The sequence below is a fragment of the Streptomyces sp. NPDC047917 genome (assembly GCF_043204345.1).
GTDB classification, from domain to species: domain Bacteria; phylum Actinomycetota; class Actinomycetes; order Streptomycetales; family Streptomycetaceae; genus Streptomyces; species Streptomyces sanglieri.
The window spans coordinates 31,247-42,942 of record NZ_JBIDCA010000020.1; the positions used below are offsets into that span (position 1 = coordinate 31,247).

Genomic DNA, 11,696 nt, shown 5'->3' on the forward strand with positions numbered 1-11,696 from the left:
GCGACAGGCCGTCCCACCTGGACCCGTGCTCCTCGTGCAGGCCCCGGCCGCAGGCGCCCTGCGCCTTGTGCGCCATCCACGCGGAGGTGTGCGCCCGCTGGCCGCTCGGCCCGGTCTGCAAGTCCTGCTACCGCCATGCCCGAACCACCCCCGGCACCTGCCCGGAGTGCGAGCGGACCCGGGTGCTGATCGCCCAGTGGAACAGCCGCCGCGTCTGCGGCCCGTGCGCGGGACACACCGACCCGTACGCCTGCCCGCGCTGCGGAAATCCGCGCTCCTACATGGTGCGAGGGCTGTGTGACCGCTGCACCCTCCACGACCAGCTCGACGCCCTCCTCGACTCCGTGCCCGCAGCGGCGCGCAGCCGGTTCGAGCCCATGCGGGCCGCGCTGGCCGAATGCGACCAACCGAGGACCGTACTGAACTGGGTCCGTAACTCCCACTCTGCCCGCCTCCTGGCCGACCTCGCCGCCGCCGAACGAACACCGACCCACGAGGACCTGGACGGCCTTGCCCGCGACGTGGGCCGCGGCGACGCCCAGACCATCGACTACCTGCGCGGCATCCTGGTCACCTACCAAGTACTGCCCGAGCGGAACGAACTCGTGGCCCGCATCAAGCGCCACCCCGAACACGCCCTGCTCCTGTCCCCCTACGTCCGCTGGTCGCTGCTTCCCCGAGCCCGCAGGGCGAGCCCGCGGCCCGCGGGCTCGAAGCACCGCATCCGCTGGGCCTACACCCGGATCAACACTGCTGTGGCCTTCCTCACCGCCATGCGTGAGCAAGGACTCGGTCTCGCGGATGTCACCCAGCACCAGGTCGACGCCTGGCTCGCCGGCGCTCCGAGCACGCGCTACGAGGTCCGTGACTTCGTGGTCTGGGCCGCGCGTCGCGGCCACAGCCACCCGCTTCTGGTGCCCCACCGTCCCAAGAAGGACCCGGTCGGCCTCGACGAGGACTCCCACTGGGAGCTCCTTCACCAGTGCCTGACCGACACCGCCATCCCCCTCGATGTCCGGGCCGCCGGCGCGGTACTCCTCCTGTTCGGCCAACACCTCGCCCGCATCGCGGCCCTGCCCACCACCTCCCTGAGCGAAGTCGACTCCCACCCGGTGCTCGTCCTCGCCGAAACCCCCATCCGCCTGCCCGAACCCGTCGCGCTCCTCCTGGCCGACCTCGCCGCCCAGTCGCCGCCCTCCGGCTGGGCGACGAACTCACCGCGCCACTGGCTCTACCCCGGCACCCGCCCCGGCCAGCACATCTCCTCCGCCACCCTCGCCCGGCGCCTGGCCGCCCACCACATCCCCATCCGGCCGGCCCGCACCACCGCACTGGTCCAGCTCGCCGAGGATCTGCCGCCAGCCGTCCTCGCACCCCTGCTCGGACTCCACGCCGTCACCGCCCAGCACTGGCGGCGCCGCGCGGCCACCGACTGGACCGCCTACGTCGAAGCCCGTATGTCCACCTGGGACGGTGGCGCACCGGTGCTGGCTGTCGTCAACCGCGACGCCCCACCAACCATCGGATGATGGACCGTCATCGCCAGCACTCGGTCAGGACTTCAGAATGGTGGCTCGTCGGACCACAGGTGTGTCGTCGGCACGAGCGGTGGCTGGGGGCTTCTGCGCAGCAGGATGGCCAGGGCCTCCTCAACGCGGCCGAGGTCGACGAGGTAGCCAGCGAGGTCGTGGCTGTTCCTGTGGTCGTGCTGCTGGAGGACGGTAACGGCTTCCTCGGTGCGCCCAGCATCGGCAAGGAGGCGGGCGATGTGCTCCGCCGCGTACCAGGTGGCGCCTTCGGGGTGGGCACGGGCCCGTTCAACCGCCTCGTCGACCCCACTGCAGGCGGCGATCAGCGGCAACCGCATCCAGTACAACTCCCACTCGTCCTCACCCCCGCGCTGGACGTCGAGGGCGTCGAGGTGGGCCAGGCCGTCGGCGGGGCGGCCCTGGTCGAGGCACAGCTCGGACAAGGCGTGGAGAATCCAGTCGTCGCCAGGATGGACGTCGGCCTGGGCGCGCATCACAGCGATCGCCTCTCCGCCCCGTCCGTGTCGGGCCAGGAGCTGCGCGAGTCCGTAAGCCGAGTTCGGGTTCCGGGTCGCGGGGCCGTCGGCCTGCCCGTATACGGCGATCGCGCCCTCCACGTCGTCACCCTTCTCCAGCAGCTCCGCCAGCTGCTGTACGACCTCCTCATGTCCGTCCAGCGCGGCGTAGGCGCGCAGTTCCTCAATTCGGTCGCGCCGGGCCAACAGTTCGGCAAGTTGGTCTCGGCTGTTGATTGAGGTGATCTGTCGGCGGCGGAGCAGAGCGATGGCCTCATCGATGTAGCCTTGGCGCTCGCGGATCGTCGCGAGTAGGCCGAGCGCCATGTCGGAATCGAGGCCGCGGCAGCACCACGGGCCGTCGCAGCAGTGGTCGGCCCGGATCCGGCCGGCGAGCAGCGCGGCCGCCTCCTCGTCACGGCCGGCGACAGAGGCGACATCGACCAGGGCGGTGGCGAGCAACCAGTCGTCGACGTGCGGCACGAGCAGACCGAACGCCTCCTCGGCGCGGCCGTGCCGGGCGAGCAGCCTCGTGTAGGCCTCCAAAGCCATCGGGTGCCCGACTTCCATGCGGGTCCGGGTGATTTCGATCGCCTCGTCGATGCGGCCCCAGACCTCCAGCAACTCCGCCGCGGCAACAACAGCCGTCCACCAGCCCGTCGCCACGTACGGGGCAAGCGCCTTCAACGCGTCGGCCTCTCGACCCTGATCACCCAGCCGCCGAGCCCACGCCAGCGCGCAGAACCACTCCCCGCGTCCGGCCTGCGACTCCACCACGTCGGCATGGCCTCGTTCGAGCAGCCGCGAGACCAGCTCCGGCGGGATGCACCCGGACCGTGTCCGGGCTCGGTATTCAAGATCAGTAGCGTCCACAGCCAAGCACCATAGCGCTCGCTCCTGACGCCAGGCCGACACCACCAACAGCTTCGAATACGACTCAGTTGGAATGACGCTCCCCGCCACTCGGCGCCGCGGCCTGGACCTCCGCCGAACGCCAGGCCTATGCCAACGACCTCGACGACGAACGCTCCCTTCTCGCAGTCCACGACAGCGCCAACCAGTCCAAAGCCGACCGTGACCCGGCCGAATGGATGCCCCCGGCCAAAGCCGCAACCTGCCGCTACCTGAGGGACTGAGTCACCGTCAAAACCCGCTGGACCCTGACCACAGACCCTGCCGAGCACGCCGCGATCGAGCAAATCGCAGCAGGCTGCGACGACACCGAGATCACCGTCACCCTCGCTCACTGAGTCATCACACGGCGGCTGGGAAGCGCCACAGTCCGACCACGCCCCGCGCCGCAGCAACTGACCCTCTACGCCCCGCACTTTCACAGACGGGCCACGGGGGCCAGCCCCCACTTCCTGGCCCCGCGCGGGCTGAAAGGCGGTTGACGGACTGAGGCGGCCAGTCTCCTTTTCAGCCGGTCCCAGGCTGCAGCCGACTGGCCGGCCGGATCCGCGCTGCGGCTGCTGGCGGATCGAGGTCAGTGGAGTGACGGCCTGGTCGTCGTCGGCTGCGGCAGTGCGGTCGCGGCGAAGTCCGGCCAGGCCCCGGCAGCGGGCAGCATCGGCCGGACGCGGGCACGCACTGCCGGGGCGCCCGGCCAGTCTTCCCTACACCGCGGCATTGCCCGCACCGACGGGCGGCAGTTGCTCGTCGCGGTCTACGGCCCGGCCGTGGAGTTCGTCGAGGCCCGGTCAGTACTGCGGAGTCGTCCGCCTCGTCGGCCGGAGGCCGCCTACCACCCGGCCCGAAAGCACCTCGACCGGTTCTCACCCAACCTGCAACACCCCAGCCCAGCCCCGTTCCCACACCCCAACCCACACCGAGAATCAATGCGGCCCCGGTTCTGACGTGATTTCACGAGTGCACGTTCAGGGACACAGTCCGCGACACAACGCAGGACGCCCGACACCGCTTAACTCATGATCATTGATCCCTGGCGCGGGGAGATCTCACGGACGAGCAGTGGGCTGCCGTCAGACCCCACGACACCACGATTTCAACCTGATCAGCATTTATCCAGGCCGCTGAAAGGGTGCCTGCGGCTGGTCAAACTCGACGCCGGAACATTCCCCCAATTTTCCCCGTCGTTCTCTACTCTCGCCCAGTACCAGACTTCATCGCCGTCTTTCACCCAGCAGGCGAAGTCGATACTAGCGCCAAGCACAGAGGCAACTTTCTTGGTGTCACGGTCTCTGTAAGCCCTGATCCCTTGCGTTTGCTTGCAACTCAGTTGGTCGTGACGGACGACCTTGCATTCAGGGGTTGAGGAGGGCAGACCGCTGCCCGACTTCTGCGGCGCTGCATTGCCGACCGGGTCGCCCCCGCCACCCAGCACAGAAGTGGCGGCGCCAACGACACCGAAGGTCCCTCCACCAACGGTCGTGATCACAGCTACTACAAGGGCGACTTTGCCGGCCTCGGTCAGACCGCTGAACCACTCCCGCGCCCTACGCATGCGCGATCGCCGTGGGGGCGAAGGCGCTGGTCCGGAACCCGATCCGGGAGTTAAGTCCGGTTCGCTATCCGGAGCTGGCGGTGTAGAGGACAACGAAACTCCCTGGTCTTCTGTTGGCTCGTCAGGCTGACGATTGTAGCGAATTCGAGTGACTAATACTGCAGCCGTAGATCGTGATCTTGTTGGCGGGGCTGCGGTCGGATCGATATCGGATCGCGTGAGGTGGTCGCCGGCTGACACGCTGCTCCCATGGATCACGCAGAAGTACTGCTCATCGGAGGACGATCTGGTGTCGGCAAGACGACGGTGGGGTGGGAAGTTTCGGCGCTGCTGCGCGGCGAGGCGGTCTCTCACGCGATCATCGATGGTGACTTCATGGGGCAGGTGCATCCGGCACCACAGGGGGACCCTCACCGCGCGGAGATCACCGAGAGCAATCTGACTGCGGTGTGGGCGAACTTCGTTCAGCGTGGCTACCGACGCCTGATCTATACGAACACCATGAGTGTGCTGCCTGAGGCGACGGGCATGTTCGAGCGTGCCATGGGGGCCAGGGTGGGGATCATACGAGTCCTGCTCACCTCCTCCGACGCCACCGCCCGCGAGAGGCTGGTGGGCCGGGAACTCGGCTCAGAGCTGGAACAGGAACTGGAAGGAAGTGTCCGCAAGGCACGGCTCCTGGATCAGCGGGCCCCCGCAGAGACCGTGCGAGTGCCGACGGACGGACGGCCTGTCGTGGACATCGCGTGGGAGGTAGTGGCCGCCACCGGTTGGGCCGGGACTCGCTCCGACCGCAGATCATGACCGTGTTGGCGGGCTGGTCCGGGAACGGACACGGCCACCGGTGATCATCAGTGTGTGAAGACAAAAGATCAGTCGGTGGCCGGAGGTCACAGCATAGATCCTGCCCGCTGGCAGGACATGTTCGAGGCCCTGATGGGCCGCATCGCGCCACGGTTCGCGCGGCGGAACCGCGGCGCCGGGCACGGGAGTTCGTCCTTGGCCTGTTGTCTGACCTTCCGCGCAAGAACTGCTGGACGCTCTCCGAGCACGCCGGGCACGCGACCCCGGACGGCTTGCAGCATCTGCTGTCCAGGGCCAGGTGGGACGCCGACGCGGTCCGCGACGACCTCCGCGGCTTCGTCATCGAGCAACTGCAGGACGATGACGCGGTGCTGGTCGTCGATGAGACGGCGATCTCAAGAAGGGCACTGCCACGGTCGGAGCTCAGCGCCAGTACACCGGCACCGTCGGACGCATTAAGAACAGCCAGGTCGCCGTCTACCTCGCCTACTCCACCCCGCGCGGCCACGCAGCGATCGACCGGGAGCTCTATGTACCGCGCTCCTGGACCCAGGACGCGTCCCGTTGCCAGGCCGCCGGGATACCCGACACCGTGCACTTCGCCACGAAACCCGATCTCGCCGCCCGCATGATCGCCCGCGCCCTGGACGCCGGCATCCTCGTCTCCTGGGTGGCGGGCGGCGAGGTCTACGGGAACAACCCGCACCTGCGGGCCGCGCTGGAGCAACGGCAGCTCGGCTACGTCCTCGCCGTTGCCTGCGACCATCAGATCACCACCCGCGCGGGCAAAATCCGCGCTGACGCCCTGGTCGAGAGGCTCCCGAAACGGGCCTGGCAGAAACTTTCCGCAGGCGCCAGAGCCAAGGGGCATCGCTACTTACGACTGGGCCCTGGCCGACATCATCGACGAGGAGCCCGGCCACCACCATCTACTTGTCCGCCGCAACCGCAGCACCGGTGAACTCGCCTACTACCGCTGCTACTCGGCGACCCAGGTGCCGCTGTCCACCCTGGTAAAAGTGGCCGGACTCAGATGGACGGCCGAAGAGATGTTCCAGTCCGGCAAGGGCCTCGCCGGACTGGACGAACACCAGGTCAGACCCTGGACGTCCTGGCACCGTTGGGTCACCCTCGCGATGCTCGCCCATGCATTCCTCGCCGCAGCCACCGCCCACGAACGCACCAGCCCCGGACGACCTGCTCCCGCTGACCTGCGACGAGATCCAGCACCTGTTCACCACGCTCGTCACCCAGCCCATCCACACAATCGCGCCGGCTCCACTGGTCCGACTGGCGACGCCGCCATCAGGCCCGGGCCTGCCACTACCAACGGCAGGCCGCCCACCAGCAAGATCACGATCTACGGCTGGAGTACTGGGAACAGCATTTGTCGACTGGTTCCGGAGTCAGTTGGTGATCACGCGGTTCGTGAATGTCGAGCGGAAGTGACGGCGTTCTCGCGGGGCGGCGAGAAAAGGGAAGGCGGAAGCCAACTGGCCGTTGACAGGATGTCCGCGCTGAACCCTCGAGGGGAAAGGCCCCCACGACCGTGGCTCGTGCCATCACTTTGATCCGCTCCACTGCCCTGTCCGACGTCGCCGAGTACGCCTACGCGGCCACGGCGCCCGCCGAGTCACGCCTGATCTTCCTTGCAGGAGCGTGTCCGCTGAACAATGACGGATCCACAGCAGCGATCGGGGACTACGCGGGCCAAGCGGCGAAAGCCATCGAGAACATGCAGGCCGCTCTTACTGCCTCAGGCGCGTCACTCCAGGACGTCATTAGCACACGGGTTCTCGTCGCATCGGCCCGGCGGGAGAACCTGGTGGCCGCCTGGCAGGTTGTCCGGGACTCGTTCGCTGACCATGACGTCCCCAGCACGTTGATGGGCGTCACCGTGCTCGGTTACCAGGACCAACTCGTCGAGATCGAGGCCGTCGCCGCCGTGCTCGATTGAGACACCCGCGGCATGACCAGCACCTTTCACCAAGAGCACCCCGATGCTGCCCTGGCAAGAGCCGCCATGCCTCCCAAACTCATCAACATCACCCGACCGTGGTTTTGGGCGCCTCCCAAACCCATCGACAAGTGACGTCACTACTGCGGTTCTGGCTCAACTTCCGTGCAAGGGCGACTCTGAGTGACGGTTGGCGGCTGCTGGGTGGCGCGAGAAGCAGACCGAAAAGAGATCATGATCACCGTGGTGGGGCTGGCAGTCTCGCCCGTGAGAGAAGTTGTGCTCCGGTTGCAGGAGCTGTTGTTCCCGTCGATCGCGGACGTCGCGGTGCTGTCGGTAGACGTCGATATCGCGATAGTCCGTGTTGACGCGCACAGCACTTCGCGGGGCGCCGCCTGCCCGCAGTGCGGCATCTGGTCGGCTCGGGTTCACAGCTCCTACCTGCGGTTTCCCGCCGATGTCCCGAGTGGTGGGCGAAGAGTCGTACTCCGCCTGCGCGTCCTGCGCTTCCGGTGTCTGGACAGAGTGTGTCCGCGGCGGACCTTCGTCGAACAGATACCCGGCTTGACCCGGAAGCACGGCCAGCGCACCGAGCGGCTGCGCTCCACGCTCGCTTCGGTAGGTCTCGCCCTGGCGGGCCGGGCCGGTGCCCGACTGTCCGCGGTTCTGGGCGTGTCCGTCAGCCGGAGCACGGTCCTGCGCCTGATCAGGACCCTGCCCGAGCCGGATATCCCGTCTCCTCGGGTGGTCGGCGTTGATGAGTACGCCACCCGCAGGGGCCATGCCCACGGCACCGTGCTGGTCGACGTCGAGACCCGACGACCGGTGAACCTGCTGCCCGACCGGGAGGCGTCCAGCGTGGCCGGGTGGCTCGCCGCTCGTCCCGGGATCGAGGTCGTCTGCCGCGACCGTGCGCCGTTCTTCGCGGACGGCACCAGGGCCGGGGCACCACAAGCCATCCAGGTCGCTGACCGGTGGCACTTGTGGAACAACCTCGGTGATGCCGCCCAGCGTGCTGTCGCCCGCCATCGCCAGTGTCTGCGCGTCATCCTGCCCGAATCGGTCGGGAAGGAGGAAGCGGACGAGCCTGTGCTGTCCGGGGAGACCCCGGCCTCCCCGTGGAAGAGTGTCCGGTTCGCCAACCGCATCCGGGCCAGACACGCCACCGTCCACGCAATGCTCGAAGCAGGCCACAGCCGCCGTTCCATCGGTCGTCAGCTCCATATGACACACCGAACCGTCAAGAGCCTGGCTGACGCCGCCAGACCGGAAGACCTCTTCACCGGCCAGTACCAGTTCAACCGAGCCACGGCCGTTGACGAGTACAAGCCCTACCTCGACAAACGCTGGGATGAGGGATGCGCGAACGCCTGGAAGCTGTGGGAGGAGATCATCCCGCTCGGCTACACCAGCAGCTACGGCATCGTCAACGCCTACATCAGGAAGAAGCGCACTTCACCCCGCCCTGTCACCGCCCAGTCGCCAACACCTCGCGCTGTCACCCGGTGGATTCTCCGCCGGCCAGAGACTCTCACCGACACCGAACACATCCGGCTGAAGGAAGTCCTGGCCAACTGCCCTGAACTCGAAGCCCTCACCGGCCACGTCCGGCCCTTCGCCGAAATGCTCACCGAGCGCCAAGGCCACCGTCTCCCGCAATGGCTCGACGCCGTCCGCAGCGACGACCTGCCCAGCCTTCACACCCTTGCGGCCGGCATCGACCGCGATCGCGACGCCGTCATCACCGGACTCACCTTGCCCTGGAACTCGGGCGCCGTCGAGGGCCACGTGAACCGGATCAAGATGCTCAAGCGTCAGATGTTCGGCCGCGCAGGCTTTGCCCTCCTGCGGAAGCGAGTCCTGCTCGCGCCATGAAGAGAGTGCCTGTTCACAGGCCGAGCCGGATGGGTCTAGACGGAGCACCGGCGGTGATCAATGTCGTCAAGGAAGACGCGAGGTCACGCGGGGAGAACAGGTCCGAGCCGGCATAGGACGCGATCTCGCGAGGGTGCCACCACTTCAGACCGCTGATGCACTCCGCGGCAAGCTGGTCGTCGGACAGGGTTCCGCGCGGCTTGAATGTGGCAGTGCGTACGAGGAAGTAGTCGTTGATGACGCCGTCGTAGCCCTCGGCATGTCCAGGGGCCACAACTTCCTGGTGCCAGACGTGCGGCGGATCGGCTGTGACGGCAAGCCCAACCTCTTCCTGCAGTTCGCGGCTCAGCGCGGCAAGCGGCGTCTCACCCGGCTCGATCCCTCCGCCGGGAGTTGCCCACACCACGGTTCCTGCTGGCTCTGGAATCGTGAACCGGCAGAGAAGGACTCGCTCGTCCTCGTCGAGGATGATTGCGCGGACTGAATGACGCAGATTCACAGACGGCATCCGGACACGCTAGCTGCGTGCAGCCAGGCGGTGTGATCGAACAGGCGGGCCGAGCCCAGTAGCTCACCGTTACCGATCACGGAAGTTGAGCCAGAACCTACTGCTCGATAAAGCCAGGGCCCGGTTGTTGTCCAGGTCGGATATCCCGTCGGGGCCGAGCATGGCTATGCCTCGTCCTCGGCTGGCTCGTGGGCGTGCTTGAGCGTCATGCGGGCCGCGACGCGGTCGCCGGCTTCGACGGAGTCCCAGAAGGGGTACGTGGACACGGTGGTGCTGAGCTCCAGGAGCCGGGCGCGGAAGCGTGCGACCTCGGCGTGCTGGTCCTCGGTGTATCCGGGGCTGTCCGGCTTCGCGGAGATGTAGTTGCTGTGGAGCTGCTTGTCGCTCTCCCAGCCGGGCATCGGCTCGGCCGACCACGGCAGGGTCTCGGCGTACTGCTCGCTGGCGGCACGGGTCTCGTGAAGGGCTAGCTGGGCATCGCGCAGGTCTTGGGGAAAGTCGCCGCAGCTCCGTGTTACGGCCCTGAGCAGCTGCCTGGGCATGATGAGCACGAAGACCTACCGACCCTGAGTACACCCGCGCAAGCGAACCGGCGCCGGGGCCGATTGGCTGTACTCATGCGCGAGACAACACCCTCCCTGACCACCGACCGCGCCGCCGAAACCGCTGCAACGGACGCGGCGTTGCGGTGGGTCACGACCTTGGCGGTGGCCCTGATTCCGGTGGCGTTCGTCTTCGGGGCCTTGGCCGGGATGGCCGCGGAGGTTCATCCTCATACCGTGGCGGTCCTCACGGTCTGTTGGTTTGGGTCCTGGACAGTTACTCCACTGCTCGTGGTGGCCTTCTGGCTGTGCCGACGCCACCCCGCCCTGGCCATGGCGGGCCGCTGGGCGGGGTGGGTCGCGACGGTCCCGCCGACGGTCACAATCCTGCTGGCCCTTGGCCTGTAGACGGCGGCCTTGCAGCGGGCGCGCATTGCCGCCCGCCGGTTCGTCAGCGAAGACCGGCCATTGCCCTTCGCTCACGTCCGCCAAGTGAACCGCTCACCCGCCAAGTGAAGCGCTCAGTCACTGGGAGCTCTCACTTCCCTGACCCGGTAATCCTCACCCAGTGACCAGGCAATCCTCACTGCTTGTCCAGCACCGGCGCCGGGCCATCACTGCTCATCACCCCATAGAACACCCCCGATCGACCCGGCCCACGGCACCCAAGACCGGACACCAGACTGAGAACCATCCCGGACACGGAAGCGAGAACTCCCAGTCAGTTCAGAGGGCTTTGGGCTGTTAGATTCCAGCTCTCCCATTTGTCTCACAAGTGGGTTGGTGTGGACACGAGCCGCTGTGCTCGTTCTTCTTCGACCTGCCGGCTTGGTCCTCCTGCCAGCGTGCGGACGTGGCTCGTCCGACAGACAGGTGCACCGACCGAGCCCGTCCGCGACCGCAGACGGCGACCCCATCGGGACGGGGCGATGCGACAGAGGTCGGGAATAGCCGCGACGTACAATCGCAGCGAGGGCGAAGCGCCAGGCCGAGGTTCCGGCACCGGTGTGAGGGAGGGGTCAGGATGTTCGGTTCAAAGAAGAAGCTCAACGATCTGATGGCGCAGCTCAGGCCCGACCTGAGTCGGGAATCGCTCGGCGTCGGGCCCGACTTCCCGGGCGTCGCCCCGAACCCGCTCCTGAGCAGTGATGCACGGAAGCGCAATGCGGAACTGCGTACGGGGGCGCTTGCGCTCGGCGTTCTCGTCGACTGGCGGGAGGTCAACAGCAATCCACGCGTGGTCCTGATATTCGACGTGGAGACCGCCGACGGCATCTCGTTCCGCGGTATCGCAGACGAAGGCCTCACGATCACCGAGCTCACCCGACTCGCCCCAGGACAGACATTGCCCGTGCGCTACCGGCCGGCCGTCATGGACCACTACGTCGCCCTTGCCCGGGACGCGGACCCCGCCCACGTGCAGCAGCTCTCTGACGAGATCGCGAGCCGCAAGCGGACCTGACCCGAAGCCATTGGCCGGAACCCTAGTAGGGCTTGGTCAG

9 protein-coding genes and 1 pseudogene are annotated in these 11,696 nt (G+C 67.3%); 7 read left to right on the plus strand and 3 right to left on the minus strand.

Annotation, left to right across the window (positions count from 1 at the left end; genetic code table 11):
• The first annotated feature begins 65 nt into the window (after window positions 1-65).
• Window positions 66-1,529, plus strand: a complete 1,464-nt coding sequence (locus ACGF8B_RS37745) for a hypothetical protein (RefSeq protein ID WP_392746998.1) — start codon at window positions 66-68, stop codon at window positions 1,527-1,529.
• Window positions 1,530-1,561: 32 nt separating this feature from the next.
• On the opposite strand, the gene ACGF8B_RS37750 is transcribed toward ACGF8B_RS37745, so the two are convergent.
• Entirely contained in the window at window positions 1,562-2,818 is a 1,257-nt protein-coding gene (locus ACGF8B_RS37750) for a tetratricopeptide repeat protein (protein ID WP_392746999.1), read from the minus strand.
• A 1,939-nt stretch (window positions 2,819-4,757) separates the two neighbouring features.
• On the opposite strand from ACGF8B_RS37750, the gene ACGF8B_RS37755 reads away from it, so the two are divergent.
• The 4 genes and pseudogenes from ACGF8B_RS37755 to ACGF8B_RS37770 all read left to right on the plus strand — a co-directional run bounded on the left by ACGF8B_RS37755 (window position 4,758) and on the right by ACGF8B_RS37770 (window position 9,144).
• Entirely contained in the window at window positions 4,758-5,312 is a 555-nt protein-coding gene (locus ACGF8B_RS37755) for a hypothetical protein (RefSeq protein WP_392747001.1), read from the plus strand.
• A 132-nt stretch (window positions 5,313-5,444) separates the two neighbouring features.
• Window positions 5,445-6,654, plus strand: a pseudogene (locus tag ACGF8B_RS37760) (IS701 family transposase); the annotation flags it as partial.
• Window positions 6,655-6,861: 207 nt separating this feature from the next.
• Entirely contained in the window at window positions 6,862-7,269 is a 408-nt protein-coding gene (locus tag ACGF8B_RS37765; protein WP_392747002.1) for a RidA family protein, read from the plus strand.
• A 234-nt stretch (window positions 7,270-7,503) separates the two neighbouring features.
• A complete protein-coding gene (locus ACGF8B_RS37770; RefSeq protein WP_392747004.1) occupies window positions 7,504-9,144 on the plus strand; it encodes an ISL3 family transposase in 1,641 nt (546 codons plus the stop codon).
• Between the two features lie 13 nt (window positions 9,145-9,157).
• Here ACGF8B_RS37770 and ACGF8B_RS37775 read toward each other — a convergent pair whose 3' ends face one another.
• Together ACGF8B_RS37775 and ACGF8B_RS37780 are read right to left on the minus strand one after the other, a co-directional pair.
• Window positions 9,158-9,652, minus strand: a complete 495-nt coding sequence (locus tag ACGF8B_RS37775; RefSeq protein WP_392747005.1) for an NUDIX hydrolase — start codon at window positions 9,650-9,652, stop codon at window positions 9,158-9,160.
• A gap of 164 nt (window positions 9,653-9,816) precedes the next feature.
• Window positions 9,817-10,194 (minus strand): hypothetical protein, encoded by a 378-nt coding sequence (locus ACGF8B_RS37780; RefSeq protein ID WP_392747006.1) that lies wholly within the window; start codon window positions 10,192-10,194, stop codon window positions 9,817-9,819.
• 75 nt (window positions 10,195-10,269) lie between these two features.
• Between ACGF8B_RS37780 and ACGF8B_RS37785 the strand changes: the two genes are divergently transcribed.
• Both ACGF8B_RS37785 and ACGF8B_RS37790 read left to right on the plus strand, forming a co-directional pair.
• Complete coding sequence (locus tag ACGF8B_RS37785; RefSeq protein WP_392747007.1) at window positions 10,270-10,602, plus strand: hypothetical protein; 333 nt, start codon at window positions 10,270-10,272, stop codon at window positions 10,600-10,602.
• A 616-nt stretch (window positions 10,603-11,218) separates the two neighbouring features.
• Complete coding sequence (locus ACGF8B_RS37790) at window positions 11,219-11,656, plus strand: hypothetical protein (RefSeq protein ID WP_392747008.1); 438 nt, start codon at window positions 11,219-11,221, stop codon at window positions 11,654-11,656.
• Window positions 11,657-11,696: the final 40 nt, after the last annotated feature.